This window comes from Delftia sp. DLF01 (assembly GCF_014852125.1).
GTDB classification, from domain to species: domain Bacteria; phylum Pseudomonadota; class Gammaproteobacteria; order Burkholderiales; family Burkholderiaceae_C; genus Comamonas; species Comamonas acidovorans.
In genome coordinates this window covers 401,675-426,949 of record NZ_JACVAZ010000002.1, presented here as the reverse complement: position 1 = coordinate 426,949, position 25,275 = coordinate 401,675, and the positions used below count along the sequence as shown (strand labels likewise).

General features: G+C 66.9%; 30 protein-coding genes. 15 read left to right on the top strand and 15 right to left on the bottom strand.

What is annotated here, in order from left to right; translation table 11 throughout:
- Positions 1-2: 2 nt before the first annotated feature.
- The 4 genes from IB269_RS10380 to coaD all read left to right on the top strand — a co-directional run bounded on the left by IB269_RS10380 (position 3) and on the right by coaD (position 4,208).
- A complete protein-coding gene (locus tag IB269_RS10380) occupies positions 3-1,481 on the top strand; it encodes a M16 family metallopeptidase (protein WP_192367104.1) in 1,479 nt (492 codons plus the stop codon).
- Between the two features lie 26 nt (positions 1,482-1,507).
- Positions 1,508-2,869: a M16 family metallopeptidase gene (locus IB269_RS10375; RefSeq protein ID WP_141829973.1), complete on the top strand. Its 1,362-nt coding sequence runs from the start codon at positions 1,508-1,510 to the stop codon at positions 2,867-2,869.
- A complete protein-coding gene (gene rsmD, locus IB269_RS10370; RefSeq protein ID WP_012203729.1) occupies positions 2,866-3,576 on the top strand; it encodes a 16S rRNA (guanine(966)-N(2))-methyltransferase RsmD in 711 nt (236 codons plus the stop codon). Before IB269_RS10375 ends, rsmD begins: the two co-directional genes overlap by 4 nt.
- Before the next feature lie 131 nt (positions 3,577-3,707).
- Complete coding sequence (gene coaD / locus IB269_RS10365; RefSeq protein ID WP_013803934.1) at positions 3,708-4,208, top strand: pantetheine-phosphate adenylyltransferase; 501 nt, start codon at positions 3,708-3,710, stop codon at positions 4,206-4,208.
- Positions 4,209-4,299: 91 nt separating this feature from the next.
- Here the strand turns inward: coaD and IB269_RS10360 are convergent, their stop codons facing one another.
- The 5 genes from IB269_RS10360 to IB269_RS10340 form a co-directional block, all read right to left on the bottom strand.
- The gene (locus tag IB269_RS10360) at positions 4,300-5,421 is read right to left on the bottom strand and encodes a putative zinc-binding metallopeptidase (protein ID WP_192367103.1); all 1,122 of its coding nucleotides are present in this window, start codon (positions 5,419-5,421) and stop codon (positions 4,300-4,302) included.
- A gap of 172 nt (positions 5,422-5,593) precedes the next feature.
- Positions 5,594-5,914 (bottom strand): BON domain-containing protein, encoded by a 321-nt coding sequence (locus tag IB269_RS10355; protein WP_013803932.1) that lies wholly within the window; start codon positions 5,912-5,914, stop codon positions 5,594-5,596.
- A gap of 72 nt (positions 5,915-5,986) precedes the next feature.
- Complete coding sequence (locus IB269_RS10350) at positions 5,987-6,376, bottom strand: hypothetical protein (protein ID WP_013803931.1); 390 nt, start codon at positions 6,374-6,376, stop codon at positions 5,987-5,989.
- Between the two features lie 111 nt (positions 6,377-6,487).
- Positions 6,488-6,649: a DUF1328 domain-containing protein gene (locus IB269_RS10345; protein WP_013803930.1), complete on the bottom strand. Its 162-nt coding sequence runs from the start codon at positions 6,647-6,649 to the stop codon at positions 6,488-6,490.
- Between the two features lie 360 nt (positions 6,650-7,009).
- Positions 7,010-8,389: a CHASE3 domain-containing protein gene (locus IB269_RS10340; RefSeq protein ID WP_013803929.1), complete on the bottom strand. Its 1,380-nt coding sequence runs from the start codon at positions 8,387-8,389 to the stop codon at positions 7,010-7,012.
- 143 nt (positions 8,390-8,532) lie between these two features.
- Here IB269_RS10340 and IB269_RS10335 point away from each other — a divergent pair, with 143 nt between their 5' ends.
- On the top strand, positions 8,533-9,165 hold the full coding sequence (locus IB269_RS10335; RefSeq protein ID WP_012203736.1) for a response regulator transcription factor: 633 nt from the start codon (positions 8,533-8,535) through the stop codon (positions 9,163-9,165).
- Between the two features lie 88 nt (positions 9,166-9,253).
- Here the strand turns inward: IB269_RS10335 and IB269_RS10330 are convergent, their stop codons facing one another.
- The 4 genes from IB269_RS10330 to gpmA form a co-directional block, all read right to left on the bottom strand.
- Complete coding sequence (locus IB269_RS10330) at positions 9,254-9,652, bottom strand: response regulator (RefSeq protein ID WP_013803928.1); 399 nt, start codon at positions 9,650-9,652, stop codon at positions 9,254-9,256.
- Between the two features lie 119 nt (positions 9,653-9,771).
- Positions 9,772-10,524: a HesA/MoeB/ThiF family protein gene (locus IB269_RS10325; RefSeq protein ID WP_012203738.1), complete on the bottom strand. Its 753-nt coding sequence runs from the start codon at positions 10,522-10,524 to the stop codon at positions 9,772-9,774.
- A 76-nt stretch (positions 10,525-10,600) separates the two neighbouring features.
- Entirely contained in the window at positions 10,601-12,037 is a 1,437-nt protein-coding gene (locus tag IB269_RS10320; RefSeq protein ID WP_192367102.1) for a S41 family peptidase, read from the bottom strand.
- Between the two features lie 121 nt (positions 12,038-12,158).
- The gene (gene gpmA / locus IB269_RS10315) at positions 12,159-12,902 is read right to left on the bottom strand and encodes a 2,3-diphosphoglycerate-dependent phosphoglycerate mutase (protein ID WP_034390756.1); all 744 of its coding nucleotides are present in this window, start codon (positions 12,900-12,902) and stop codon (positions 12,159-12,161) included.
- Between the two features lie 98 nt (positions 12,903-13,000).
- On the opposite strand from gpmA, the gene IB269_RS10310 reads away from it, so the two are divergent.
- The 4 genes from IB269_RS10310 (at position 13,001) to IB269_RS10295 (ending at position 15,470) form a co-directional block, all read left to right on the top strand.
- On the top strand, positions 13,001-13,408 hold the full coding sequence (locus IB269_RS10310; protein ID WP_013803926.1) for a rhodanese-like domain-containing protein: 408 nt from the start codon (positions 13,001-13,003) through the stop codon (positions 13,406-13,408).
- 88 nt (positions 13,409-13,496) lie between these two features.
- The gene (gene grxC / locus IB269_RS10305; RefSeq protein ID WP_034390758.1) at positions 13,497-13,754 is read left to right on the top strand and encodes a glutaredoxin 3; all 258 of its coding nucleotides are present in this window, start codon (positions 13,497-13,499) and stop codon (positions 13,752-13,754) included.
- A 129-nt stretch (positions 13,755-13,883) separates the two neighbouring features.
- The gene (gene secB, locus IB269_RS10300; protein WP_013803924.1) at positions 13,884-14,339 is read left to right on the top strand and encodes a protein-export chaperone SecB; all 456 of its coding nucleotides are present in this window, start codon (positions 13,884-13,886) and stop codon (positions 14,337-14,339) included.
- A 120-nt stretch (positions 14,340-14,459) separates the two neighbouring features.
- Positions 14,460-15,470: an NAD(P)H-dependent glycerol-3-phosphate dehydrogenase gene (locus IB269_RS10295; RefSeq protein ID WP_013803923.1), complete on the top strand. Its 1,011-nt coding sequence runs from the start codon at positions 14,460-14,462 to the stop codon at positions 15,468-15,470.
- 178 nt (positions 15,471-15,648) lie between these two features.
- Here the strand turns inward: IB269_RS10295 and lysA are convergent, their stop codons facing one another.
- Positions 15,649-16,902 (bottom strand): diaminopimelate decarboxylase, encoded by a 1,254-nt coding sequence (gene lysA, locus IB269_RS10290; protein ID WP_016454154.1) that lies wholly within the window; start codon positions 16,900-16,902, stop codon positions 15,649-15,651.
- 102 nt (positions 16,903-17,004) lie between these two features.
- Here lysA and IB269_RS10285 point away from each other — a divergent pair, with 102 nt between their 5' ends.
- Positions 17,005-17,934, top strand: a complete 930-nt coding sequence (locus IB269_RS10285; protein ID WP_013803921.1) for a LysR family transcriptional regulator — start codon at positions 17,005-17,007, stop codon at positions 17,932-17,934.
- 22 nt (positions 17,935-17,956) lie between these two features.
- Here the strand turns inward: IB269_RS10285 and IB269_RS10280 are convergent, their stop codons facing one another.
- The 5 genes from IB269_RS10280 to IB269_RS10260 form a co-directional block, all read right to left on the bottom strand.
- A complete protein-coding gene (locus IB269_RS10280) occupies positions 17,957-18,169 on the bottom strand; it encodes a DUF3079 domain-containing protein (protein WP_013803920.1) in 213 nt (70 codons plus the stop codon).
- Between the two features lie 45 nt (positions 18,170-18,214).
- A complete protein-coding gene (panC, locus tag IB269_RS10275; RefSeq protein ID WP_192367101.1) occupies positions 18,215-19,066 on the bottom strand; it encodes a pantoate--beta-alanine ligase in 852 nt (283 codons plus the stop codon).
- A gap of 74 nt (positions 19,067-19,140) precedes the next feature.
- Complete coding sequence (gene panB, locus IB269_RS10270; RefSeq protein WP_012203749.1) at positions 19,141-20,022, bottom strand: 3-methyl-2-oxobutanoate hydroxymethyltransferase; 882 nt, start codon at positions 20,020-20,022, stop codon at positions 19,141-19,143.
- Between the two features lie 87 nt (positions 20,023-20,109).
- On the bottom strand, positions 20,110-20,445 hold the full coding sequence (locus tag IB269_RS10265; RefSeq protein ID WP_225614081.1) for a hypothetical protein: 336 nt from the start codon (positions 20,443-20,445) through the stop codon (positions 20,110-20,112).
- 26 nt (positions 20,446-20,471) lie between these two features.
- On the bottom strand, positions 20,472-20,666 hold the full coding sequence (locus tag IB269_RS10260; RefSeq protein ID WP_225614080.1) for a hypothetical protein: 195 nt from the start codon (positions 20,664-20,666) through the stop codon (positions 20,472-20,474).
- 165 nt (positions 20,667-20,831) lie between these two features.
- Here IB269_RS10260 and IB269_RS10255 point away from each other — a divergent pair, with 165 nt between their 5' ends.
- From IB269_RS10255 to IB269_RS10235, 5 genes are all read left to right on the top strand, one after another.
- Complete coding sequence (locus tag IB269_RS10255; RefSeq protein ID WP_043781030.1) at positions 20,832-21,557, top strand: Crp/Fnr family transcriptional regulator; 726 nt, start codon at positions 20,832-20,834, stop codon at positions 21,555-21,557.
- Positions 21,558-21,778: 221 nt separating this feature from the next.
- The gene (locus tag IB269_RS10250; RefSeq protein WP_013803916.1) at positions 21,779-22,090 is read left to right on the top strand and encodes a DUF4148 domain-containing protein; all 312 of its coding nucleotides are present in this window, start codon (positions 21,779-21,781) and stop codon (positions 22,088-22,090) included.
- Between the two features lie 189 nt (positions 22,091-22,279).
- Entirely contained in the window at positions 22,280-23,473 is a 1,194-nt protein-coding gene (gene pabB / locus IB269_RS10245; protein WP_192367100.1) for an aminodeoxychorismate synthase component I, read from the top strand.
- A 29-nt stretch (positions 23,474-23,502) separates the two neighbouring features.
- Positions 23,503-24,123 carry an aminotransferase class IV gene (locus IB269_RS10240; RefSeq protein WP_225614079.1) on the top strand — a complete coding sequence of 207 codons (621 nt, stop codon included), beginning with the start codon at positions 23,503-23,505 and terminating at the stop codon, positions 24,121-24,123.
- Between the two features lie 138 nt (positions 24,124-24,261).
- Positions 24,262-25,245 carry a Bug family tripartite tricarboxylate transporter substrate binding protein gene (locus tag IB269_RS10235; RefSeq protein WP_192367098.1) on the top strand — a complete coding sequence of 328 codons (984 nt, stop codon included), beginning with the start codon at positions 24,262-24,264 and terminating at the stop codon, positions 25,243-25,245.
- Positions 25,246-25,275 lie beyond the last annotated feature (30 nt).

Sequence of the window (25,275 nt, the reverse complement as noted above, 5' to 3'; positions counted from 1 at the left end):
CTATGAAACATGCACTCACCCTCCTGGGCTTAATGGCCTGCATGGGCACCGGGGCTGCTTTGGCAGCCCCGGATGCATCCTCTTCCATCCCTTCATCGCTGCTGCAGACGGTGGCCAGCCAGGCCGCCGGGGGCACGCGCACCGCCACTTCGGCACAGCAATTCACCTTGAAGAACGGCATGCAGCTCATCGTGCAGCCCGACCGGCGCGCGCCCACGGCCGTGCACATGGTCTGGGTGCGCGTGGGCTCCGTGGACGAGGTCGATGGCACCTCGGGCGTGGCCCACGCGCTCGAACACATGATGTTCAAGGGATCGCGCAAGGTGGCTCCCGGCGAGTTCTCGCGCCGCGTGGCCGCGCTGGGCGGCCAGGAGAACGCCTTCACCAGCCGCGACTACACGGGCTACTACCAGCAGATTCCGTCCAGCCGCCTGGAAGACGTGATGAAGCTCGAATCCGACCGCTTCGCCAACAACCACTGGCCCGACAGCGAGTTCAAGAAAGAGATCGAGGTCATCAAGGAAGAGCGCCGCATGCGCACCGAGGACCAGCCGCGCGCCGTGCTCATGGAGCAGCTGATGGCGGCGACCTTCGTGGCCTCGCCCTACCACCGCCCCGTGATCGGCTGGATGAGCGACCTGGACGCGCTGACGCCCGGCGACGTGCGCGACTTTCATGGCCGCTGGTATGTGCCCGGCAATGCCACCATCGTCATTGCCGGCGATGTGGACGTGGCCAAGGTCCGCGCGTGGGCCGAGAAGTACTACGGCAGCATTTCCGCACGCGCCCTGCCGGTGCGCAAGCCGCGCACCGAGCCCGCGCAGATCGGCATCCGCCGCATCGAGGTCAAGCAGCCGGCCGAGCAGGCCCTGGTGGCCCTGGCCTTCCGCGCGCCCTCCCTGACGCGCGTCAGCGACCTGCAGGCCGATGACCGGGATGCGCTGGCGCTGCTGGTTCTGTCGGCCGTGCTGGACGGCTATGACGGCGCCCGCCTGGAGCGGGCCCTGGTCCAGGGCGAAGGCCGCGTGGCCGACGGCGCGGGCAGCTCCATGTCCCTCATGGGCCGTGGCCCCGGCCTGTTCATGCTGACGGGCGTGCCCGCCACGGGCAAGACCGCCGCCGAGGTCGAGGCGGCGTTGCGCGCCGAAGTGGCCAAGGTCGCCAAGGATGGCGTGGAGCCCGCCGAGCTGGAGCGCGTGAAGACGCAGTGGATGGCCTCCAATGTCTATGAGCGCGATTCGGTCATGGGCCAGGCCCAGAGCCTGGGCAATTACTGGATACAGGGCATGCCGCTGGATGCGGAAGACCAACTGCTGACCCAGCTGCGCACCATCACGCCCGATGACGTCAAGCGTGTGGCTGCCAAGTACTTTGGCGATGACCAGCTCACGGTGGGCACCCTGGTGCCGCAACCCCTGCCCGAAGGCGGCAAGCCCCGTCGCCCCGATGCGGGTGCCGGCATCGGCGGACCCCTGCATTGATGCCCCCGAAGCACGCTGGAGTGAAGATGAAGAACATGAAAAAAATGGTGGCCAGCACGGTGCTGGCAGGCGTGGGCATGGGCTTTGGTGCCACGTCCGCATGGGCCCTGCTGCCCATCCAGCACTGGACCCAGCCCAGCGGGGCGCAGGTCTGGCTGGTGGACAGCCCGGGCATTCCCATGGTCGATGTGCAGATGGACTTCGATGCCGGCAGCCGGCGCGATCCCGCCAACCAGGTCGGCCTGGCCAGCGCCGTGGCGCTGATGGCCTCCAAGGGCGTGACCGCCCAGGGCGATGCGCCTGCGCTGGACGAGAACGGCCTGGGCCAGGCCTGGGCCGATCTGGGTGCCAGCTTTGGCGCGCAGGCGGGCCGCGACAGCTTCAGCTACGGGCTGCGCTCCCTGACCGAGCCTGCGCTGCTGCAGCGCGCCGTGGCGCTGGCGGCGCGCCAGATCGCCAACCCCAGCTGGCCGCAGGACGTGTGGCTGCGCGAGCGTGAGCGCTGGACTGCGGCCATCAAGGAATCGGACACGCGCCCCGGCACGGTGGCCGGCAAGGCCCTGAGCCAGGGCGTGTTCGGCACCCATCCCTACGGCGCACGCGCCACGGGCGAGAGCCTCGCGCACATCGACCTGTCCGACATGCAGTCCTTCCACCGCCGCCTGATCGCGGCCTGCCGCGCCAAGGTCAGCATCGTCGGTGCGGTCAGCCGCGAGCAGGCCGACCAGCTGGTGCAGCAACTGCTGGCTCCGCTGCAGGCGGCGCAGGGCCAGGACGCCAGTGCCTGCGCGCCCCTGCCCGACGTGCCCAAGGTGCAGGCGCTCAAGGCGCCAGTCAACGAGAACATCCCCTTCGCCTCGGCCCAGGCGCAGGTGCTGATCGCCCAGCCCGGCATTGCACGCAACAGCCCGGACTTCATGGCCGTGCTGGTGGGCAATCACATCCTGGGTGGCGGCGGCTTCACCTCGCGGCTGACCGAGGAAGTGCGCGAAAAGCGTGGCCTGAGCTACAGCGTCTACAGCGATTTCTCGCCGGGCCTGGACGCAGGCGCCTTCACGATCGCCCTGCAGACGCGTCCTGACCAGGCAGCCGAGGCCCTGAAGGTGTCGCAGGACACGCTGCGCCGCTTCGTGGCCGAAGGCCCGACCGAGAAGGAGCTCAAGGCCGCAAAGGACAATCTGATCGGCGGCTTTGCGCTGCGCATCGACAGCAACCGCAAGCTGCTGGGCAATGTGTCCAACATCGCCTGGAACGGCTTGCCGCTGGACTACCTGGAGCACTGGACCGAGCGCGTGCAGGCGCTCACCGTGCGTGATGTGCGCGAGGCCATGCAGCGCATGCTGCAGCCCGAGCGCATGGTGACCGTCGTCGTGGGAGGCAAACAATGAGCCGCAACAGCATCAAAATTCATACCCCTGCCGGCAAGCGCTGGCTGGAAAAGGCCACGGCCGAGGCCGCAGCACCCAAGGCAGCTGCCGCAGCACCTGCTGCCGCCAAGGCGAAGGCCGGACGGCCGGCGCCGGTGGGCGCGGGCGAGGTCCGCATCATCGGCGGCCAATGGCGCCGCACGCGGCTGCCCGTGGCGCAGCACCCGGGCCTGCGGCCCACGCCGGATCGCGTGCGCGAGACCCTGTTCAACTGGCTGGGCCAGGACCTGACGGGCTGGCATTGCCTGGATGCCTTCGCGGGCACTGGCGCGCTGGGCTTCGAGGCCGCATCGCGTGGCGCGACCAATGTGCTGATGAACGAGCAGGACGCCACCCTGGTCCAGCAGTTGCAGCGCCTGCGCGAGCGCCTGGACGCCCAGTCCGTGCGCGTGCTGCGCGGCGATGGCATCGGCTGCCTGCGCCAGGTGGCGCCGGGCACGCTGGACCTGGTGCTGATCGATCCGCCCTTCGACCATGCCGATCTGTTCGAGCCTGCGCTGAAGGCCGCCGCGCAGGCGGTGTCCGCCACGGGCTATGTCTATCTGGAGGCGCCCCAGGCCTGGACCGAGGAGCAATTGGCCGAGGCCGGTGGCCTGCAGCTGTTCCGCCATCTGAAGGCGGGCGCCGTTCACGCCCACCTGCTGCGCAAGGCACCGCAGGACGAGTAAAGGGCGCTGCGGCGGCCGCGTTCCCTGGCAGGAGCGCGGCTGTCGCACAGCCGACCGGCCATGCTGCAGCGCAATGCATAATGCGCCATCCGTGCCGGACAGGGCACGCGCAGCCAATGAAAGCGACCGCCATGAGCCACGACGTGATTGCCGTCTATCCCGGAACTTTCGATCCGATCACGCTGGGTCATGAAGACGTGGTGCGCCGCGCGACCCAGCTGTTCAGCCACGTCATCGTCGCCGTGGCGGCGGGCCACCACAAGAAGACCATGTTCAATCTTGAGGAGCGCATGCAGATGGTGCGCGAGGCCGTGTCCATCTATCCCCACGTCCAGGTCGAGAGCTTTCATGGCCTGCTGCGCGACTTCGTGGTCGAGCGCGGCGGCAAGGCCATGGTGCGCGGCCTGCGTGCGGTCACCGACTTCGACTACGAGTTCCAGCTCGCCGGCATGAACCGCACGCTGATGCCCGAGGTGGAGACCGTCTTCCTCACGCCCAGCGACCGCTACCAGTTCATCAGCAGCACCTTCGTGCGCGAGATCGCCACGCTGGATGGCGAGATCGACAAGTTCGTCTCTCCCAGCGTGCGTACCCGCCTTCTGCAGAAGGTGCAGGCCAATCGCGGTTCGTGATCGCACGAGCCGATCGCGCGCCTTGATGCCCTGACCGCCTGGCTGTCCTGAGGCTCGGCAAGGGCGGCCAGGGCCCTCTCGAAGTTCCTTCTTAGAAGGCAGCCTGCCGCGTGGCGCTCGCATTCACGGCGGCGTGCACGAATTCCAGCTTGCGCCTGGCCCCGGCCGAAAGGGCGAACGGATAGGCATCGCCATGGCCCAGGCTGCGGTTGAGGCTGTTGGTCAGCAGCGTCAGCGGCACCCACTGGTCCAGCATGGTGCCGAAGTCCGGCCGTGCATGGACCGCGAAAGGGTCCTGCACGCACAGCGCAGGCTGCGTGCCCGAGCCTGTACTTGTCCCTGAGCCTCCAGGCATGGTGATGCAGGTGCCATAGCTGGCCGCAGTCTCCAGCAGATCCACCATGTGCAGGTAATGGGCCCAGCTTTCGGCCCAGTCTTCCCACGGGTGGGAGGTGGCATAGGCGCTGACGAAGTTGTCGCGCCACTGCTCATCCATCGGGTCGCGCGCATAGTAGTTCTGCAGGGCCTGGCCATAGTCCTGGCGCTCGTCGCCGAACAGGCGGCGGAATTCCTCGATGCGGCCCGCGCCCACCACCAGCCTGTCCCAGAAGAAGTGGCCGGATTCATGGCGCAGATGGCCCACCAGCGTCCGATAGGGCTCGTGCAGGGCCTGGCGGCGCCGGGCACGCTCGGCATCGTCGGCCTCCACCACGTTCAGCGTGATGGTGCCGTTGGCATGGCCGGTCATCACGGGCGCCTGCCCCGGCAGGTCGGCCAGCAACTCGAAGCGCGGCCCATCCTCTCCAGGCCGGGGACCCAGGCCCAGGCGGGCCAGCGTGTAGAACAGCTGGCGCTTGGCGGCCTCGATCCGGGTCCAGCGCAGCGCATTGGACGGGTCTGACAGATCGGGCAGCCAGCGTGTCTGGCGGCAGGACTCGCACAGCGCATGGGGATCGTCTGCGGGCAGGGCGAAGTTGCACTGTCCCACGGGACCCCGGTGGCTGCACATCTTGTAGAGCCGGCCTGGCGGCTTGCCGCTCGTCAGCGAGGACAGGCTCTCCCACAGTACGCTGTCCCGCGTGCCGGAAACCGGGCGCAGGCAGGCCACATGCAGTCGCTCGGGCAGGAAGGCCAGGGTGGCGCCGCAGTGCACGCATTGAACGCTGTCGAAGAAGACCGGGTGGCCACAGGCATCGCAGTTGAAGACTCGCATGTCGGTCACTTTACGCCGTATGTCCGGCGCACGGTGGAAAGGGGTCGTACCTGCCGTCGGCTGCAATGGTCGGCAATCCTCGCGGCGGACCGTGCGGCAGTTGGAGCCCTGGATGAAAAAAGGCCGGAAGTCTCCGGCCTTGTACTTGGATCAGCCCCCGCAGGGGCCTGCATCAGGGACGAACCACGATGCTGTTGCGCACTTCACGCACGTTCTTGGTGGTGCGGGCGATCTCGGCGGCGCGGGCCTTTTCCGATTCGGACTTGGCAAAGCCCGACAGCTGCACCGTGCCGTTCAGGGTCTCGACGCTGATGGAAGTGGCCGAGACACTCTTGTCTTCTGCCATCTTGGCCTTCACCGCAGTGGTGATGCCGGCGTCATCCACATACGAACCCACGGACTGCTGGTCGCGGGCCACGGAGCAGGCGGTGGTACCGAGCACGGTGGCACCGGCGACGAGAGCGAAAGCGATGGCACGGGTGTACTTTTGCATGATCAGTTCTTTCCTGGACAAGAAGATTGAGAGTAACGGGACTCGAGGGAACTCAGGGGACTCGGCGGCAGCTCACTTGCGCGAGCGGGAACTCATGAAGAACGCGGTGGCCAGGGCAGCGCCCGTGGCTGCAGCCAGCAGGATGGAGCGGCCAGGCTGCTCGATGACGTAGCGCGTGGTGGCTTCCGTGGCCGATTGCAGCTGGCGGCGGGCGCGGTCGGAGCTGTCGGCGCAGAAGTTGATGCCGCGTGTGGCCAGTTCCTGGGCGCGTGCCGCGAGGTCATCGATGACGGGGTTCAGTTCACGCTCGATGGACTGGACACCTTCCTCGGCCTTGTCCAGCGCATTCGCTGCAGTGCGGCGTGTGGTGTTGACGGCTTCCTTGGCGGCATCCGCGACATCCTGGGCAACGTCCTTGGCGGTATCGGCGGCTTTGTTCACGGCTTTCTCGGCTTGGCTCATTGGTTCTATCTCCTCAAAACTGGCATGAATGCGAAAGGCGGTCGGGCTGCCGGGCTGGCTGCCCGAGGTAAGCGGGCTTGGGCTGGCAGGGGGCTGAAGGCGGCGCCGCCGCTACTTCTTGATCAGGCTCATCACAAAGGTGACGACAGCCATGATCACGAAAATATAGAACAGGATCTTGGCGATGCCTACAGCACCTGCCGCAATACCACCAAAACCGAATATGGCGGCTACCAGGGCGATGACGAAGAACACGATGGCGTAGTGCAGCATGTAAAACTCCTTGGGTTGTTCGTTTCCAAGAAACGGCACGGGGCGGATGGGCCAAGTGCTGTTTGCATGGGTTCGACTGTACTGAGCCGCCAAAGGTGTATCTGACGGTGGCCGGCGTGGCATGGCGTCAGGGTTAGGCGGGGGGGTGGTGTAGGAATGCTCCGGCTGCACAGGGTTTGCAGCCGCCGCCGGCTGCAGCCATTCAGGAGCGCGCATGGAAAATGGCCCCCACGCTACCCTTGCTGCGCAAGGTCCGCTGCCCCCCGAGGGGGCTGCTTTTCATCTTGGGGCGGCCCGGCGATGAAAAAAACCCCTGGCGCGTTGGCGCGCAGGGGCTTTTGCATGGCGGATGCTGCCGCTTCAGGCGGTGGCGACCGTACCGGCGCTTTTGTCCGTGGAGATCGGCGCCAGCGGGATGACGGCGGAGATTGCCGTACCCTTGCCCAGTTCGGACGAGACGGTCAGACGGCCGCCTGCGGCCTCCACGCGGTGGCGCATGCCGGCCAGCCCGTGGGAGTTGGGGCGCATGGCCGAGGTCTCGAAGCCTTCGCCGTCGTCCTGGATCTGCACCGTCACATAGGTCGGATAGTTGTGCACGGAGACCAGGACATGGCTGGCCTTGGCATATTTGCCGATGTTGGTCAGCGACTCCTGGACGATGCGGTAGACCGTGAGCTGGGTGGATTCCGGCAGTTCCACCTGCTCCAGGTTGGCCGTGACTTCGATGCCGCTGCGCTCGCCGAACTCGCGCGCCAGGATTTCCAGCGCCGTCGTCAGGCCCAGGTTGGACAGGGAGGAGGGGCGCAGGTCCTCGATGATGCGGCGCTTGAGGGCGATGCCGCTGTTGAGCGTCTCCACCAGATGGCTGACGCGTTCGCCCACGTCCGGTGCGCTGAGGTCGATCTTGGATTTGAGGCGCGCCACGTCGAGCTTGGCCGCCGTCAGCAGCGAGCCCAGTTCGTCGTGCAGTTCGCGCGCCAGGTGTCCGCGCTCGTCCTCGCGCACCTGCTGCAAGTGGTTGGCCAGCTCCGTCAGCGTGGCCGTGCGCTCGCGCACCAGGGCTTCGAGGCGGTTGCGCTCGTCGCGCTGGATCTCCTGCTCGCGCTGGTGGGCCTGCTGCAGCGCGTGGGCCTGGCGCAGGTACATGAAGAAGCCCAGCACGCCCAGGGCCGTGACCGTGGCGATGCCTATGCGTGACAGCGACAGCGTGTGCTCGATGTCCTGCAGGTTCTTGGCCGAGCGCTGGTCTATGCCTGACAGCAGCTTGCCCGTGTAGTCGCGGATGGCGTCCATGTTCTCCATGCCCACGTCGGTGAACATGACGAAGCGCCAGGCCTCCTCGTTGCCCTGGCGGTACAGGCGCAGGCTGAGTTCCATCTCGCTCATCTTGCGTTCGACCTGGCGCGCCAGCGGCGTGAAGATCGCCAGCTCCTGCGGGTCGTAGATGAAGATCTGGCGCAGCTCGTCCATGTTGTAGTTGATGGCCGTGATCGCCTTGCTGTAGGGCTCCAGGTAGCGCTCCTCGCCCGTGAGCAGGTAGCCGCGCAGGCCGGTCTCCGCATCCAGCATCAGCCGCAGCAGCTGGCTGATCTCCGAGCGGGTGTTCTGGGTCTGGGTCATGGCCTCCAGCGCCTTGGTGGAGCGCTTGTAGCTGGCCTCGTTAATGCTCACCAGCAGCACGGCCGCGACGATGGCGAATGCCAGGCTGATCGCAATTCTTCGGAAATTTATCCAACGCATAAGCATCCTCTCACCTACAAGATCTTCGCCGATATTCTGCATAATTCGTGTTATCGGCTGCCGGGGCAGTTCCTGCGCCGGCCGTTACCATATATTGTTTGCACGACCAGCGATCCCGCTGGTCCCCCGAAAAAGAGGTATTCATGATCAGAATTGGCATTGTGGACGACCATGCAATTGTGCGCTCGGGCCTGCGTCAGTTTCTCTCGGAACACGTGGACCTGCGTGTAGTCGGTGAGGCCGCCAATGGCCGCGAGGCCATCGATCTGGTGCGTGCCCACGAGATCGACGTGCTGTTGATGGACCTGTCCATGCCGGGCCAAAGCGGTATCGACGCGCTGGCCATGCTGCGCGCCAAGGCGCCGGACATGGGCATCCTGATCCTGAGCGGCTATCCCGAGGAGCACTACGCGATCAACCTGATCCGCCAAGGCGCCAGCGGCTACCTGAACAAGGAATGCGATCCCCAGGAGATTGCCGAAGCGATCCGCACCGTGGCCCTGGGCCGCCGCTACCTGACGCCTGCCGTGGCCGACCTGCTGGCCCAGCAGCTCAACCGCAAGGATGACGCGCCAGCGCATGAGCAGCTGTCCGAGCGTGAGTTCCAGGTCTTCCTCAAGCTCGCGCGTGGCGAAACCGCAGGTGATATTGCAAAGTCGCTTTCACTGAGCGTAAAGACGGTCAGCACCTATCGCACGCGACTCATGGAGAAAATGGGATTGTCGTCCAACAGCGATCTGACGTATTACGCACTGAAGAACAGGCTGATCGATTGATTTTCAGTCAATAGAAAATACGGGCTGCACGATTATCAAGTCGTGCAGCCTTTTTCTTTGGTGAAAAATCAAATGCAGTGCTTTGGGTTCAGGCTGTTTTGAGTTGGTTGAGTGACGCCGCATCGATATTCATGCAATAGTCCATGAGTGCGTCGATTTCATTGGACTTGTCGAAGACGGCATCCACGCCGAGCTGGGCACAGCGGCTGCGGATGTCGGGGGTGGCATAGTTGCTGAGCACCACGATCTTCTGGTGCGGCTGGCGCTCGCGGCAGGCGGTGAGCACACCCAGGCCGCTGCCCTGGCGCAGGAACAGGTCGACGATGGCGAGATCCCATGCGTCGGGGTTCTGCTGAAGCCAGTCCGTCCCCGCGCTCTCCGTCTCCGCGATGCCCACGGCCTCGACATCGGCCAGTTCTTCGAGCGTGGCGATCAGGTTCTCGCGGATCGTAGGGTTGTCTTCAACAAGATAGGTGCGCAATTTCACGGCTGTATCCAATAGGGACGCGGATGGCAATCGGAGTCCGGTGGAGCCCGGCCTCCATTGTCCTGCGCGACAGCGGGCGATTGTGCCAGTGGGGGATCGGCGTCGGGGTCAGCCGATTCCTACGCCTTGTTACCGCAAACGGGACATTCCGGTACACGAGTGGTTTGCATGCTACTCCAATCCAGGCTGCGGCTGTCGAACATGGTCAGGCGGTTTGTTGCAGGCGTGCCAAATCCCGCGATCAGCTTGAGGGCTTCCGCCGCCTGCAGCGTGCCCATGACGCCCACCACGGGCGCGAAGACGCCCATGGTCGAGCACTGCACTTCCTCGAACTGCGCATCGGGCGGGAACACGCAGGCATAGCAGGCGCAGTTCTCGTCGCGCGGGTCCATGACCATGAGCTGGCCGTCCAGCCGGATGGCCGCCCCCGCCACCAGGGGCACCTTGTGCCGCACGCAGGCCGCGTTGATCATGTGGCGCGTGCGGTAGTTGTCCGTGCAGTCCAGCACCAGGCTGGCCTGGGGCACGAGCTCGTCGAGCAGCGCGTCGTCGGCGCGCTGCTGGCGGCAGTCGATGCGGATGCCGGGGTTGATGGCATGCACGGCCGTGCGTATGGATTCCACCTTGGGCTGGCCCACGCGGTCCGTGGTGTGGGCGATCTGGCGCTGCAGGTTGGTCATGTCCACCGCATCGTCGTCCACCAGGGTGATGCGGCCTATGCCGGCCGAGCCCAGGTACAGCGCGGCGGGCGCGCCCAGGCCGCCTGCGCCGATGATGAGCACATGCGCTGCCAGGATGCGCTCCTGGCCTTCAATGCCGATTTCGTCGAGAAGGATGTGGCGCGAGTAGCGCAGCAGTTGATCGTCGTTCATTCGCGTCTCCAGACGTGAAAAAGCCGGGCGCAAGGCCCGGCTTGGTGCAGGCGCGGACCCGGTCCGCGCCGCGCTGTCAGTTTTCCTTCTTCTCGGGCTCGCGCTCGGTCAGGGTCTTGCTGACCATGACGGGCTGGCCCTTGAGGCGGTTGAGCGCCTGCTGCAGCTGGAAGTCCTTTTCGGTGCCGAACTCAGGCAGGCGGCGCTCGGCCGGCGGCTTCTTGGCTTCCTCTTCCAGGCGCTTGCGTGCTTCCTCGCGGGCCTTCTCGCGCACCTCGTCCTTGACCTCGGCACCCTGTCCGCTGGACAGGTGCTTTTCCAGGTCGGCCTCGCGCATGCGCAGGGCGGCGAACAGGTCGCCTTCGGGCGTCTCATCCACCATCACGTCGGGCACGATGCCCTTGGCCTGGATGGACTTGCCGCTGGGCGTGTAATAGCGCGCCGTGGTCAGCTTCAGGCCCGTGTCGGGGCCCAGTGGGCGCACGGTCTGCACGGAGCCCTTGCCGAAGGTCTGGCTGCCCATGATGACGGCGCGCTTGTGGTCCTGCAGTGCGCCGGCCACGATCTCGCTGGCCGAGGCCGAGCCTTCGTTGACCAGGACCACCAGCGGCAGCTTCTTGAGCGAGGCGGGCAGGCGCTGCAGCGGGTCACCCATGCCGCGGCGGGCATAGAAGCTGGGGGATGCCTTGTAGGTTTCCTTGCTCTCGGCCAGTTGGCCGTTGGTGGAGACCACGGTCACATCCGGCGGCAGGAAGGCTGCCGAGATGGCGACGGCAGCGTCCAGCAGGCCGCCCGGGTCGTTGCGCAGGTCCAGCACCAGGCCCTTCATGTTGGGGTCCTGCTTGTACAGTTCCTCGACCTTGCGCACGAAGTCGTCCACCGTGCGTTCCTGGAATTGGCTCAGGCGGATCCAGCCGTAGCCGGGCTCGATCACCTTGCCCTTGACGGACTGCGTCTTGATTTCCTCGCGCGTGATGGTCACGGGGAAGCTGCGGCTTTCATCCTTGCGCAGGATGGTCAGCTGCACCTTGGTGTTGGGCTCGCCGCGCATGCGCTTGACGGCGTCGTTGAGCGACAGGCCCTTGACGGCCGTGTCGTCGATCTTGGTGATCAGGTCGCCCGTCTTGAGGCCGGCGCGGAAGGCGGGGGAGCCTTCGATGGGCGAGACGACCTTGATCAGGCCGTCTTCCTGCGTGATCTCGATGCCCACGCCGACGAAGCGGCCCGAGGTGCCCTCGCGGAATTCCTTGTAGGACTTCTTGTCGAAGTACTGCGAATGCGGATCGAGGCTGGACACCATGCCGGAGATGGCATCGGTGATCAGCTTCTTGTCATCGACCGACTCGACATAGTCGGTCTTGATCAGGCCGAAGACGGCGGACAGCTGCTGGATTTCCTCCAGCGGCAGCGGGGTCATGGCACCGCGGGCCACGGTCTGCAAGGAAACCGTGGTCAGTGCTCCGGCGATTACGCCTACGGAAACCCAGCCGGCAATTTTGATTTTCTGGCCCATATCACCCCTTTAACCGCGTCAATATACACCCGCTTGGAAAGGCAAGCGCCCGCGTGGTTCCCTAAAAACGGCGCAGCAAGCGCAATTTCCGCAGCAGGCGCTCACCTCAAGCGGGCCCGGCTCAGGCCTTGCCCTGTGCGGCCACGGCGGCTGCAGCCTTGGCGGCAGCTTCTGCATCGCCCAGGTAATAGTGGCGAATGGGCTTGAGATCGGCATCCAGCTCATAGACCAGCGGAATGCCATTGGGCACGTTGACGCCGACGATGGCGTCATCCGAGATGCCGTCCAGGTATTTGATCAGCGCGCGGATGGAGTTGCCGTGGGCCGCGACCACGACGCGCTTGCCGGACAGGATGGCGGGCGCGATGGACTCGTTCCAGAACGGCAGTACGCGGGCCACCGTGTCCTTCAGGCATTCGGTCAGCGGCACCTGGCTGGGGTCCAGCTGTGCGTAGCGCACGTCGCTGCGCTCGCTGCGCGGGTCTTGCGGCTCCAGGGCCGGCGGGGGCGTGTCGTAGCTGCGGCGCCACACCAGCACCTGGGCATCGCCGTATTGCTTGGCCATGTCCGCCTTGTTCAGGCCCTGCAGGCCGCCGTAGTGGCGCTCGTTCAGGCGCCAGCTGTGCTGCACGGGCAGCCAGGTGCGGTCCATTTCGTCCAGCGTGTGCCACAGCGTGCGCGTGGCGCGCTTGAGCACGCTGGTGTAGGCCAGGTCGAAGTCATAGCCCTCGGCCTTGAGCAGGCGGCCGGCGTTCTTGGCCTGTTCGACGCCGGTGGCGGTCAGGTCCACATCGGTCCAGCCGGTGAAGCGGTTTTCGAGGTTCCAGGTGGATTCACCGTGGCGGATCAGCACGAGCTTGTACATGGCGGCTTTCTAAGTCTCTCGATGCGACAAAGCTGGGCTGTCGCGGGGGCAAAAGCCAGCATTCTAGAATTGACAGGTTTGCCAACCCAAGGAATGACGTGAAATTCATCATCGATAACTGGTATTTGATCCTGATCGCGCTGGCTTCCGGCGTGATGCTGCTGCTGCCCCTGGTGCGCGGCGCAGGCGGCGGCTCGCTGACGGCGGCGCAGGCCGTGCAACTGATCAACCGCCAAAAGGCCGTTGTCATCGATGTCTGCGAGCCCGAAGAGTACGCGGCCGCCCATGCCAACGGCGCCAAGAATGTGCCGCTGAGCCAGTTCGAGGAAAAGCTGCCCACCACCGTGAAGAACAAGGCGCTGCCGCTGGTGCTGATCTGCACCAAGGGCAACCGCGCCTCCCGTGCCGAAGGCATTGCGAAGAAGCTGGGCTACGAAAAGGCCCAGGCCCTGGCCGGTGGCCTGAAGGCCTGGCGCGATGCCGGCATGCCGGTTGAAAAGGCCTGAGGCGCCCCCATCTGACGGCGATGGAAGCCGCTGCTCCGCGCCCCGGACGCCAGCCGCCGGCACGCCGCAAACTCGAAGAAAGACGCACATGCAAGCCGTGAAGATGTACACCACCGCTGTCTGCCCCTATTGCATCCGGGCCAAGCAGATCCTCAAGTCCAAGGGCGTGGAGCAGATCGAAGAGATCCGCATCGACACCGATCCGGCCGCGCGCGACGTGATGATGCAGAGCACGGGCCGCCGCACGGTGCCCCAGATCTTCATCGGCGACCACCATGTGGGCGGCTGCGACGACCTGATGGCGCTGGATGCCGACGGCGGTCTGGTGCCTCTGCTGCAAAGCTGAAACACGGGCACTGCATAATGCTGGCCCAGGTGCCCGCTGCGCAAGCTCTTGGCAGCGGGCATTTTGTTGGTGATTTTTTTGATGCCCTGGTCACCGCACCAGGGTTTTTTGCCCAGAAAGACTGATTCCATGGCCGAACAGGACACTCCCGTCTTCCAGATCCAGCGCGTCTACCTCAAGGACCTGTCGCTGGAGCAGCCCAATTCGCCCGCCATCCTGCTGGAGCAGGAGCAGCCCAGCGTGGACATCCAGCTTGGCGTCGAGGCGACTCCCGTGGCCGAAGGCATCTACGAAGTGGCCGTGACCGCCACCGTGCAGACCAAGATCCAGGACAAGACCGTTTTCCTGGTCGAGGCCAAGCAGGCCGGCATCTTCGAGATCCGCAACGTGCCCGAAGACCAGATGGGTGGCGTGATCGGCATTGCCTGCCCCCAGATCATCTATCCCTACCTGCGCGGCAACGTGGCTGACGTGGTCACGCGCGCCGGCTTCCCGCCCGTGCACCTGGCCGAGATCAACTTCCAGGCCATGTACGAGCAGCAGCAGGCAGCCGCCCAGGCGGACGGCAACTCGCTGCCGCAGTAAGCCGGTCCATTCCCGGACGATGTGATTTGCGCCCAGGCGCGTCGCATCGCTGTGGTACAAGAAAAGAGGCCCGAGGGCCTCTTTTTTTCATCAACGTCGCTTCTTCAACGTCGAGCAGATATGAACATAGTGGTGATTGGCGCAGGCGCCTGGGGCACGGCGCTGGCGATGAGCGCGGCCTCGCGCGGTGACGGGCGTGTCGTGACCCTTTGGGCGCGCGACGCCGCCCAGGCGCAGGCCATGCACGGCAGCGGCGAGAACGCACGCTACCTGCCGGGCGTGGCACTGCCTGCCGCGCTGCAGGTGGTGCATGGCGAGATCGACGGCCATCTGGCGGCCGCCGACCTGATCGTGATCGGCACGCCCATGGCTGCCCTGCGCGAATGGCTGGGCCGGCTGCAGCATGTGCCCGCACCCGTGGCCTGGCTGTGCAAGGGCTTCGAGGCCGTGCCCGCAGGCGCTTCGGCCGCGGCCCATGGACTGATGGCCCACGAGGTCTGCGCCGAGGTGGCGCCCGATCTGCTGTGCGGCGTGCTCAGCGGCCCCAGCTTCGCGGCCGAGGTGGCACGCCACCAGCCCACGGCCCTGGTGGCGGCCAGCCGCCATGCCCAGGTCAATGACGCCCTGGTGGCCGCCTTCCACGGCGGCGCCATGCGCGTCTATGCCAATGCCGACATCGTGGGCGTGGAAGTGGGCGGCGCCGTGAAGAACGTGCTGGCCATTGCCACCGGCCTGTGCGACGGCCTGCAGCTGGGCCTGAACGCCCGCGCTGCGCTGATCACGCGCGGCCTGGCCGAGATGACGCGACTGGGCCTGGCCCTGGGCGCGCGCACCGAGACCTTCATGGGCCTGTCGGGCCTGGGCGATCTGGTGCTGACGGCCACGGGCGACCTGTCGCGCAACCGCAAGGTGGGCCTGCTGCTGGCCCAGGGCCGCACGCTGGAGCAGGCCGTGGCTTCGCTGGGCCATGTGGCCGAGGGCGTGTACAGCGCACGCACCGTGCTGGCGCGCGCGCGGCTGTTGAATGTGGAGATGCCGATCACCGAAACCGTGGTCGAGCTGCTGGACGGCCGGCTGCAGGCGGCCGAGGCCGTGCAGCACCTGATGGCGCGCGATCCGCGCGGCGAGTGAGTCCGGCACCTTCATGAAAAATGGCCCCCACGCTCCCCTTGCTGCGCAAGGTCCGCTGCCCCCCGAGGGGGCGCTTTTTCATCTTGGGGCGGCCCGGCGATGAAAAAGCCCCGGAGCTGGAAGGCCCCGGGGCTTTTTTGCGTCAGAAATCCTGGCGCCTGGCGCGCTACATGCCCAGTTACAGGCCCAGCTCCAGACCCAGCAGTTCCTCCACCGTCTGGCGGCGGCGGATCAGGCGGGTGCTGTCGCCATCGACCAGCACCTCGGCGGCCAGCGGGCGCGTGTTGTAGTTGCTGGACATGGAGCTGCCATACGCCCCCGTGTCATGGATGACCAGCAGGTCGCCCACCGAGGCGCCGGCCAGCGCGCGCGGCAGCACCACGCCGCCGTCGCCCTGGGTGAAAACGTCGCCCGATTCGCACAGCGGACCGGCGACCACGGCATCGCGCAGGGGCATGGCCTGGCCGTCGCGGCGCAGCACTTCCATGCCGTGCCAGCTGCCGTACATGGAAGGGCGCATCAGCTCGTTGAAGCCCGTGTCGACCAGCACGAAATGGTTGCTGCCCGCGTTCTTGGTGGCGCGCACCTGGCCCAGCAGCACGCCCGACTCGGCCACCAGGAAGCGGCCCGGCTCGATCTCCAGGCCCAGCGCATGGCCCACGATGGCCTCGGCGTCCTTGCGTGCCGCATCCCACAGGCCGTGGTAGTGGGCGGTGTCGATGGTGGCGTCGCCATCGCGGTAGGGAATGGACAGGCCGCCGCCGGCCGAGATGGCCTGCAGGTCATGGCCTGCCTGGCGGGTGGCGCGCACCAGCTCGACCATGGCGCCGCAGACCTGCTGCAGGTGGCCGTAGTCCACGCCCGAGCCGATGTGCATGTGCAGGCCGGCCAGCTTCAGGCCGCCGTCGCGGATGGCCTGCAGCGCCGCCAGCAGGTCGCTGTGCCAGATGCCGTGCTTGCTGTGCTCGCCGCCCGTGTTGGTCTTGTTGCTGTGGCCGTGGCCGAAGCCGGGGTTGATGCGCAGCCACACGGGATGGCCGGGCGAGGCCTGGGCCAGCTGGTGCAGCATGTCGATGGAGCCGGCGTTCACGGGCACCTTGTGCTCGGCCACGCAGGCCAGCGTGGCCTCGTCCATCACGTCGGCGGTGAACACGATGTCGCTGTGCAGGTCGTCGCCATGGCCGGCCGCGTAGCCGGCGGCCAGCGCGCGCAGGATTTCGCCGCGCGATACCGCATCCACCTTCACGCCCTGCTCGCGCATCAGCCGCAGGATGTGGATGTTGGAGCAGGCCTTCTGCGCAAAGCGGATGGTGTCGAAGGCCTTGAGCTGGGCGATGCGTGCGCGGATGGTGGCGGCGTCATAGACCCACAGCGGCGTGCCGTGCTGGTCGGCCAGGGCCCAGAGCTGGGCGGGCGAGAAGGGATTGGACATGGTGTCTCTTTCAGGGGAACTGCCGCGCATGATGGCGGATGGGGGTCATTCAGTCCAATGCTTGTTCTTATGGTGTCTATTTGATTTGGATATGCTTTGGCCATGCAAGACCCCGCGCTGCCGCACACGTCCCCCGAGCCCCGCATCTCCCATCGCCACCTGGAGGTGTTTCGCGCGCTCATGCTCAGCGGCAGCGCCACGGCGGCGGCGCAGATGCTGTTCAGCTCCCAGCCCACCGTCAGCCGCGAATTGGCGCGGATGGAGAGCCTGCTGGGCTATGCCCTGTTCGAGCGTGCCCAGGGCCGGCTGCGGCCCACGGCACGCGCCCTCTCGCTGTGGGCCGAGGTGCAGCGCAGCTGGCAGGGTCTGGACCGGGTGGTGGAGCATGCGCTGGCCCTGGGCCGACCGCACCAGGCGCGTATCAACGTGCTGTGCCTGCCCGCCCTCAGCCATGCGCTGCTGCCCGCAGCGCTGGCGCGCCTGCATGCGGAGCACGGCCCCGTGGCCGTCAGCGTGGCCACGCAGGAGGCGCCGCTGCTGCAGGAGTGGATGGCCGCCCAGCGCTACGACCTGGGCCTGGCCGAGCTGGCCGAGGCGCCTCCGGGCACGCGCGCCCTTGCGCTGCCCGCCATGGACGAGGTGGCCGTGCTGCCCGCAGGCCATGCGCTGGCCGCAAGGCCGGTGCTGGAGGTGGCTGACTTTGCCGGGGAAAGCTTTGTCAGCCTGGCGCGCGACGATCCCTATCGGCAGCAGATCGATGCCGTGTTCGAGCAGGCCGGCGTGCAGCGCCAGCTGCACCTGGAAACCCACAGCGCCGTGGCGGTCTGCGCCATGGTCCAGCATGGCCTGGGCGTGGCCATCGTCAATCCGCTGACGGCGCGTGCCTGCGCCGGGCCGCAGCTGGTGGTGCGGCCGCTGGCGTTTTCCATTCCCTTCCAGGTCCATGCGCTGCTGCCGCTGCACCGGCCGGCCGTGGCCGAGGTGCAGTGGCTGGTGGACGCGCTCGCCGCCGAGGTGGCCGCGGTCGGCTGAGGGCAGAGGGCGGGGTGCGGTATCAGCGCGCCGCGCTGTCCAGGCCGGGAGCCTTGTCTGCAGCGGGCTCGGGTGGCAGGCCCCACTCCATCCAGTCGTCGCCAAAGATCTCCACCGGGTGCTGTGTGCGGTCCGATCCGTTGCCGCAGGCCAGCTCGTCGCGGGCGCAGTAGCGGTCACACCCCCAGCAGGTGCGCTCGGGATGGGCGGGGTGGATGGGGAATTTCTTGGCCATGGCATCCAGCTTGGACCGCCATGGCCGCCAGGATTTTGCGCTGGATCAGAATTCCAGGTTGTCGATCAGGCGCGTCTTGCCCAGGCGTGCGGCGCCCAGGGCCACCAGTGGCGCCCCGGCCAGTTGCGCGGCCTCGGCGGGGGGCTGCAGGTCACGGCGCAGGCGCACGGTCAGGTAGTCGGGCTCCCAGCCCTGGGCGGCCAGGGATTGCATGGCCCAGGCTTCCAGTTCGGCCAGCGGCGCCTGGCCCGCACGCGCGGCATCGGCCAGTTGCTTGAGCGCCAGCGACAGCGCCATGGCCTGCTGCCGCTCGTCGTCGCTCAGGTAGCCGTTGCGCGAACTCAGCGCCAGGCCGTCGTCGGCGCGCGCCGTGTCGCCGGCCACGATGTTCACGGGCAGGGCGAACTGCTCGACCATGCGGCGGATCACCATCAACTGCTGGTAGTCCTTTTTGCCGAACACGGCCGTTCCGCCGCCGCTGGCGAAGAATACGGCCGAGAACAGCTTCATCACCACGGTGCATACGCCCGTGAAGAAGCCGGGGCGGAAATGGCCTTCGAGGATGTCGGCCAGCTGCGCATCGGGCTGGATCTTGAAGGTCTGCGGCTCGGGGTAGAGATCGGCTTCGCGCGGGGCGAACAGCAGGTCGCAGCCTTCGGCCTCCAGCTTGGCGCAGTCGGCCTCCCAGGTGCGCGGATAGCTGTCGAAATCCTCGTGCGGCAGGAACTGCAGGCGGTTCACGAAGATGCTGGCCACGGCAATGTCGCCGTGCTGGCGCGCGGCGCGCACCAGGGACAGGTGGCCGTCGTGCAGATTGCCCATGGTGGGCACGAAGGCGGGGCGGCCCTTGCTCGACAGGATGGCGCGCAGGTCGGCGATGGAGTGGACGATTTGCATGGGAAAACGGGAAAACGGGAAAACGGGGGAACGGGAAGCGGGAAGCGGAAAAACGGATCGTGCAGCCTGCCGGACTACCAGGCGTGCTTGCTGTCGTCGGGGAAGCTGCCGTTCTTCACGGCATGCACATAGGCCTCGAAGGCGCCCTTGACGCTGCCCGCATCCGCCATGAAGTTGTGCACGAAGCGGGCCATCTTGCCCAGGTTCACGCCCAGCATGTCGTGCAGCACCAGGACCTGGCCGGCCGTGCCGCTGCCCGCGCCGATGCCGATGGTGTGGCAGTGCGGCAGCTCGGCCGTGAGTTCGCGCGACAGCTGTGCCGGCACCATCTCCAGCACCAGCATGGAGGCTCCTGCATCCTGCAGCTCCAGCGCATGGCGGCGCAGCGTGGCCGCTCCCTCGTCGCTCTTGCCCTGGACGCGGTAGCCGCCCAGCGCATGCACGGTCTGCGGCGTCAGGCCCAGGTGGGCGCAGACGGGCACGCCGCGCTCGACCAGGAACTGCACGGTGGGCGCGGTCCAGCCGCCGCCTTCGAGCTTGACCATATGGGCGCCGGCCTGCATCAGCTCGCAGGCGCTGCGCATGGCCTGCTCGCGGCTTTCGGCGTAGCTGCCATAGGGCATGTCGGCGATCAGCCAGGCCGTGCCCTGCACGCGGTGCAGACCGCGCGCCACGCTGGCCGTGTGGTAGCACATGTCCTGCAGCGACACGCCCACGGTGCTGTGCAGGCCCTGGCAGACCATGCCCAGCGAATCGCCCACCAAAATGCACTCCACGCCGGCCGCATCGGCCACGGCCGCGAAGGTGGCGTCATAGGCGGTGACCATGGTGATCTTCTCGCCGGCCTCGCGCATCTGCGCCAGGCGCGGAAGGCTCACGGGGCGGCGCTGGGGCAGCGGCGAGGCGGGAGGGATGGTGCCGTAGGGCGTGCCGGCGGTGACGGGTGCTTGGGTCATGGGGCGCTCGGAGGGGGATGGAATTGCCGCGAGTCTATGCGATGCGCGCGGGGGTCACCTGTCCCTGAGCTGTCCTTTGCTTTTCCGTCACCTTTCGGGCAGGCCACGCCATCGGCGCCACAGCGGAGACAGCAGGGCCACGAGCATGGCCGTGCTGGCTGCCACGGCAGGCGCGCCCATCAGCAGGTCCAGCCAGTGCTGGGTATCCGTCCAGGGGCCTGCGCTGCCGGCGGGTTGGGGCAACAGCAGTGCGGACCACTTGGACCAGGCGGCGGCGAGCCATATCAGGGCCAGCGACATGCCCAGGGCCAGCAGCACCGCGCCGGCCCAGGGGCGCTTGAGCACACGGATGCGCAGCCAGGCGACCGATATCAGCGCGGCCGGAAACAGCCCCAGCACATAGAGGCTGGTGATTCCCAGCATCCCGGCCAGCACGCTGCCAAGCAAGGTCAGGACCAGGCATCCAGCGCAGTCAGCAGGCTCTGCTGCACGGCGGTTTCGGCCGGCAGGGCGGCGTCTATGAGTGCACGCCACGCGCCATGCCATTGCTGGCTGGCGATCGCCTGTTCCACGGATTGCGCCCAGGCCGCTACGGTGGCCTGCGGGCGCGCGGGTAGTCGTGCCGATTCGATGCTCGATTCCATGAAGCCCTCCCTTTTTTCTGTGCTGCGCGGTGCGGCCATCCGGGGAGCCGGACAGTGCGATTCCCGGCGCGCGACGAGTCTATGCGATCCCGCTATGCTGTACTTCCCGCGACGGACGACAGGGCCCGCACAGGCCCTGCGGATGCGCTTCAACGGTGTTGCACCATGTCCGGTTCCTTACAGACATCTCCGCTTCTTCCCGCCGTGGCCTGGCAGGGCCTGCGCCAGGTCCATGTGCTGCAAAGCCTGACCGACGAGCGACTGGCCGAACTGGCGGCGCAGTGCCGCTGGCAGCATCTGGCGCTGCACCAGACGCTGGAGGGCGCGTACACCGATCAGCGTCTCTACATGCTCGTGCAGGGCGGCTTGCGCGTCAGCAGCTATGCCCCCAACGGGCGCGGGCTCACGCTGGGCGAGATTGCCCAGGGCGTGTTCTTCGGCGGCCTGCCGCAGCAGCAGGTGGGCTGCACGGCCATGCCTCTGGTGGTCGAGGCAGGCGTCCCCAGCCTGATTGCCTCGCTGGCCCATGAGGATGTGGAAGCCCTGCTCATGAACGAGCCCCAGGTCCTGCGCGCCTTCATCGGCCGGCTCAGCGATCTGGCCGTGGCGCTGGCGCGCCGCATGGTGGATCTGGGAACGCTGTCGGTGCGCAGCCGCCTGCATACCCAGTTGCTGGAACGTGCCGAGCGCGCGGGCATCGACCAGGGGCAGGCCCTGCTGGCGCCCGCACCCCGGCAGACCGACCTGGCCCTGATGCTGGGCTCCAGCCGCGAGGAAGTGGCGCGCGAGATGTCGCGCCTGGTGCGCCTGGGCCTGCTGCGGCGTGAAGGCCGCAACCTGCGCATCTGCCATGTCGAAGGCCTGCGCGTGCTGCTCGAGGAAGCGCGCTGAGCCTTGTCTGCCGCGGCTGTTTCAAGCCGCGAAAAACACTGTTTCAGGAACGCGTGAATTCGCCTTCTGTCGAGGGGAGCACGGGTGAAAGGGCAGCGGGCCGCCCGGGCCGGATGCGAAAACACGTGAGAAAACGCACAGACGAAGAATGCTGCAGCGCCGCATAGTACGTCCATGCCGTGAGGAAATGAATGCCGAGCGGCCTTTTGAAAGGATCTGACATGCGTACCCTCTCCGCTGCACTGGCCGCCCTGACCCTGGGCCTCGCCGGCACTGCAATGGCCCAAGAAGCCGTTTCCCCATCGTCCTCCGCCACCGCAGGCCTGAGCCGTGCCGAAGTGCTGGCCGACCTCGAAATGTGGCACCAGGCGGGCATGACCTACCTGCCCTCGCCTTCGGCAGACCGCGACATCAGCTACAACTCGGCCGAATACCAGCGCGGCCTGGCCCGTTACCAGCAACTGCGCAGCGGCCCCGCCTACCGCGAGGCCGTGGCCCGCCTGGAAGGCCAGCACACCGTCACGCAGAAGTGATGTGAATGGATATGGGTCCGGCATGGTGCCGGGCCTGTTGGTGGAAAGCGTCCTTTCGGGATGCTTGGTTTGGCGCCCTTCGGGGCGCTTTTTTGTTTCCCGCGCTCTACACTGGGCGGCCCCGTGTCAGTGGCTGCTATCGATAGCGAAGCTGCTGATGCAAGTACAGCATGCGTTGACGACCGTTTTGTGAAGTTTCTGATCGATTTTCCCAACCCCCATGACGGTTCGGCCGCCCGGCTGCGCCATGGCTTCGGGCCGCCGCTGCGCAGCCTGGCAGCCCATGCGCCCGAGCAGGTGCGCGGTGTGCTTGACGCCGTGCAGCAGGCCGCCCAGGCCGGCCTGTGGTGCCTGGGCTGGGTGCGCTACGAGGCGGCGGCGGCGTTTGACGCGGCCTACGCGGGCGCCTTGCATGCCACGCCGCCAGGCGAGCCGCTGGCCTGGTTTGCCGTCTTCGACGGCCCCCGGCCCTGGCCTGAAGACGCGGACGCAGTCGATACCGGCCCTCAGGTGCAATCTCAGGTGCAATCTCAGGTGCAATCTCAGGTGCAATCTCAGGTGCAATGGCAGCCCGGCCTGGAGCGCGCGGATTTCGATGCCGCCATTGCGCGCATCCACGAGGCGATTGCGGCCGGTGACTGCTATCAGATCAATTACACGGCCCAGTTCATGGGCCGGCTGCTGGGCGACATTCCATCGCTGTTCGCCGCGCTGCGCCGTGCCCAGCCCGGCGGCTACGTGGCCTGCATGGACAGCGGCGACGAGCAGGTGCTGTCCGTCTCGCCCGAGCTGTTCTTCGACTGGGATGGCGAGCGCATCCTCACGCGCCCCATGAAGGGCACGGCGCCGCGTGGCGCCACGCCTGCACAGGACGAGGCGAATGTCCAGGCCATGCGGTCCTCGCCCAAGGAGCGGGCCGAGAACGTGATGATCGTGGACCTGCTGCGCAACGATGTCTCGCGCATTGCCGAGCCTTTCAGCGTCCAGGTGCCGCGCCTGTTCCATGCCGAACCCCTGCCCACCGTGTGGCAGATGACGTCCGATGTGCAGGCGCGCACGCGGCCCGGCACGGGCCTGGCGGACGTGTTTGCGGCGCTGTTTCCCTGCGGCTCCATCACGGGTGCGCCCAAGCGCCAGGCCATGCGGCTCATCCACGAACTGGAACCGGGTCCGCGCGGCGTGTACTGCGGCGCCGTGGGCGTGGTGCGGCCCGGCATCGCAGCGGGGCGCGTGCACGCCACCTTCAATGTGCCCATACGCACGGTGGTGGCGCGTGGCACGGAACTGCGCTACGGCATCGGCAGCGGCATCACCTCGGGCGCCGAGGCGCCTGCCGAATGGCAGGAATGGCGCCACAAGAGGGCTTTTCTGGACAAGGTGTGAAAGGGCGTGCAGCCATGGCGGATACGGACTTGGATTTCGACATTCTGGAAACCCTGGCCCTGCGGGATGGCGGTTTCATCCACCTGCAGCGCCATGTGACGCGCATGCAGGACGCGGCGCGGCATTTCGGGCGGCCCTGCACGGATGCCGTGCTGGAGCAGGCACTGCAGCAGCTGCGCCAGGCGCACGCCAGCGGCCACTGGCGCGTGCGCCTGGCGCTGGATGCCACGGGGCGGATACAGACCCAGGCGGCGCCGCTGCCGCCTTCCGCCACGCCTGTTCGGCTGGCGCTGGCCGACCGGCCCATCGCCAATGCGGTGGCGCGTGGCGACTGGGTGCGTTTCAAGACCTCGCGCCGCGCGCACTACGACAGCCTGCAGCCCACCGATGCCTCGGTGTTCGACACCGTGCTCCACAACGAGGACGGCGAGATCACCGAGGGCACGCGCGGCAACATCGCCGTGCTGCTGGCGGGCCGCTGGGTGACCCCGCCGCTGTCCAGTGGCCTGCTGCCCGGCGTGGGCCGCGCGGTGGCGCTGGACGAGGGTCGCGTGGTGGAGCACCCGGTGCGGCTGGACGATCTGCCGCGCGTGCAGGGCTGGGCCTTCGTCAACAGCCTGCGCGGTTGGCTGCCGGCAGTTCTGCGCTGAATTGCAGGCTAGGGCCACGGGTGGAACTCATGGTTTTCAGGGATGGATTTCACAAGGTAATGTCAGACAATCGCTGAATATTGTTGAGCAATATCATTTTGATTGTTGGCTGATGCCTATCTCCCCTGAGATCGATCCATGCATGAATTCCGTATTTCCCGCCGCGCGCTGATCGGCGCCGCGGCTGTCCTGGCGGCGGGCCCACTGTGCGCCCAGACCACCTATCCCAACAAGCCCATTCGCATCGTCGTCGGCTACGCGGCAGGCGGCTCGGTCGACCTGGTGGGGCGCGTGGTGGGTGACATCCTGGCCAAGCACCTCAATGCGACCGTCGTGGTCGACAACGTGCCCGGTGCCGCCGGCGTGGTGGCCGCGCAGCGCGTGGTCGGTGCCAAGGCCGACGGCTATACCCTGCTCGCAGGCTCCAGCAACGAATTGGCGGGCACGAAGTTCGTCAATGCCGCGCAGAAGTACGACCCGGCCACGGACCTGACCGGCATCGCGCTGACCGGCGTGCTGCCCAACCTGTGGGTGGCCGGCACCAAGATGCCGGCCAAGACCATCGACGAGTTCATCGCCCTGGCCAAGGCCCATCCCGGCAAGTACAGCTACGGCAGCCCGGGCATCGGGTCCACGCCGCATTTCTCGGGCGAGCTGATCAAGAAGATTGCCGGGGTGGACATCGTCCATGTGCCTTACAAGGGATCGGCCGCGATGACCAGCGACCTGGCCGGCGGCAACCTGGATTTCGCCATCGTCTCTCCCTCGGTGGCGGCTCCGTTCATCCAGAGCGGCAAGATCAAGGCCCTGGGCGTGACCACGGCCCACCGCATCGCCATGATGAAGGATGTGCCCGCACTGGGCGAGAACGCGGCGCTCAAGGGCTATGCGCTGAGCGGCTGGTTCGGGCTGGCGGGACCCAAGGACCTGCCTGCCGATGTGGTGGCCAGCCTGCAGAAGGCCTTGAAGGCGGGCCTGGCCGATCCGGCGATGCGCGCGCGCCTGGAAGGGGCGGGCATCATTGCCCCCACGGGCGACGAAAACCTGGCCCAGATCATCCGTACCGACATGGGCAAGTACGCCGAACTGGTCAAGTTCGCCAGGATCACGCCGGAAAACTGAAGCACGGCCTGCTGCCATGAAAAACGCCTC

What these genes read in the sequence shown, in the direction of transcription:
- IB269_RS10380 (WP_192367104.1), top strand. Translation starts at nt 3, where the DNA reads ATGAAACATGCACTCACCCTCCTGGGCTTAATGGCCTGCATGGGCACC.
- IB269_RS10375 (WP_141829973.1), top strand. Translation starts at nt 1,508, where the DNA reads ATGAAGAACATGAAAAAAATGGTGGCCAGCACGGTGCTGGCAGGCGTG.
- rsmD (WP_012203729.1), top strand. Translation starts at nt 2,866, where the DNA reads ATGAGCCGCAACAGCATCAAAATTCATACCCCTGCCGGCAAGCGCTGG.
- coaD (WP_013803934.1), top strand. Translation starts at nt 3,708, where the DNA reads ATGAGCCACGACGTGATTGCCGTCTATCCCGGAACTTTCGATCCGATC.
- IB269_RS10360 (WP_192367103.1), bottom strand. Translation starts at nt 5,421, where the DNA reads ATGCGAGTCTTCAACTGCGATGCCTGTGGCCACCCGGTCTTCTTCGAC.
- IB269_RS10355 (WP_013803932.1), bottom strand. Translation starts at nt 5,914, where the DNA reads ATGCAAAAGTACACCCGTGCCATCGCTTTCGCTCTCGTCGCCGGTGCC.
- IB269_RS10350 (WP_013803931.1), bottom strand. Translation starts at nt 6,376, where the DNA reads ATGAGCCAAGCCGAGAAAGCCGTGAACAAAGCCGCCGATACCGCCAAG.
- IB269_RS10345 (WP_013803930.1), bottom strand. Translation starts at nt 6,649, where the DNA reads ATGCTGCACTACGCCATCGTGTTCTTCGTCATCGCCCTGGTAGCCGCC.
- IB269_RS10340 (WP_013803929.1), bottom strand. Translation starts at nt 8,389, where the DNA reads ATGCGTTGGATAAATTTCCGAAGAATTGCGATCAGCCTGGCATTCGCC.
- IB269_RS10335 (WP_012203736.1), top strand. Translation starts at nt 8,533, where the DNA reads ATGATCAGAATTGGCATTGTGGACGACCATGCAATTGTGCGCTCGGGC.
- IB269_RS10325 (WP_012203738.1), bottom strand. Translation starts at nt 10,524, where the DNA reads ATGAACGACGATCAACTGCTGCGCTACTCGCGCCACATCCTTCTCGAC.
- IB269_RS10320 (WP_192367102.1), bottom strand. Translation starts at nt 12,037, where the DNA reads ATGGGCCAGAAAATCAAAATTGCCGGCTGGGTTTCCGTAGGCGTAATC.
- gpmA (WP_034390756.1), bottom strand. Translation starts at nt 12,902, where the DNA reads ATGTACAAGCTCGTGCTGATCCGCCACGGTGAATCCACCTGGAACCTC.
- grxC (WP_034390758.1), top strand. Translation starts at nt 13,497, where the DNA reads ATGCAAGCCGTGAAGATGTACACCACCGCTGTCTGCCCCTATTGCATC.
- secB (WP_013803924.1), top strand. Translation starts at nt 13,884, where the DNA reads ATGGCCGAACAGGACACTCCCGTCTTCCAGATCCAGCGCGTCTACCTC.
- IB269_RS10295 (WP_013803923.1), top strand. Translation starts at nt 14,460, where the DNA reads ATGAACATAGTGGTGATTGGCGCAGGCGCCTGGGGCACGGCGCTGGCG.
- lysA (WP_016454154.1), bottom strand. Translation starts at nt 16,902, where the DNA reads ATGTCCAATCCCTTCTCGCCCGCCCAGCTCTGGGCCCTGGCCGACCAG.
- IB269_RS10285 (WP_013803921.1), top strand. Translation starts at nt 17,005, where the DNA reads ATGCAAGACCCCGCGCTGCCGCACACGTCCCCCGAGCCCCGCATCTCC.
- IB269_RS10280 (WP_013803920.1), bottom strand. Translation starts at nt 18,169, where the DNA reads ATGGCCAAGAAATTCCCCATCCACCCCGCCCATCCCGAGCGCACCTGC.
- panC (WP_192367101.1), bottom strand. Translation starts at nt 19,066, where the DNA reads ATGCAAATCGTCCACTCCATCGCCGACCTGCGCGCCATCCTGTCGAGC.
- panB (WP_012203749.1), bottom strand. Translation starts at nt 20,022, where the DNA reads ATGACCCAAGCACCCGTCACCGCCGGCACGCCCTACGGCACCATCCCT.
- IB269_RS10265 (WP_225614081.1), bottom strand. Translation starts at nt 20,445, where the DNA reads ATGCTGGGAATCACCAGCCTCTATGTGCTGGGGCTGTTTCCGGCCGCG.
- IB269_RS10260 (WP_225614080.1), bottom strand. Translation starts at nt 20,666, where the DNA reads ATGGAATCGAGCATCGAATCGGCACGACTACCCGCGCGCCCGCAGGCC.
- IB269_RS10255 (WP_043781030.1), top strand. Translation starts at nt 20,832, where the DNA reads ATGTCCGGTTCCTTACAGACATCTCCGCTTCTTCCCGCCGTGGCCTGG.
- IB269_RS10250 (WP_013803916.1), top strand. Translation starts at nt 21,779, where the DNA reads ATGCGTACCCTCTCCGCTGCACTGGCCGCCCTGACCCTGGGCCTCGCC.
- IB269_RS10235 (WP_192367098.1), top strand. Translation starts at nt 24,262, where the DNA reads ATGCATGAATTCCGTATTTCCCGCCGCGCGCTGATCGGCGCCGCGGCT.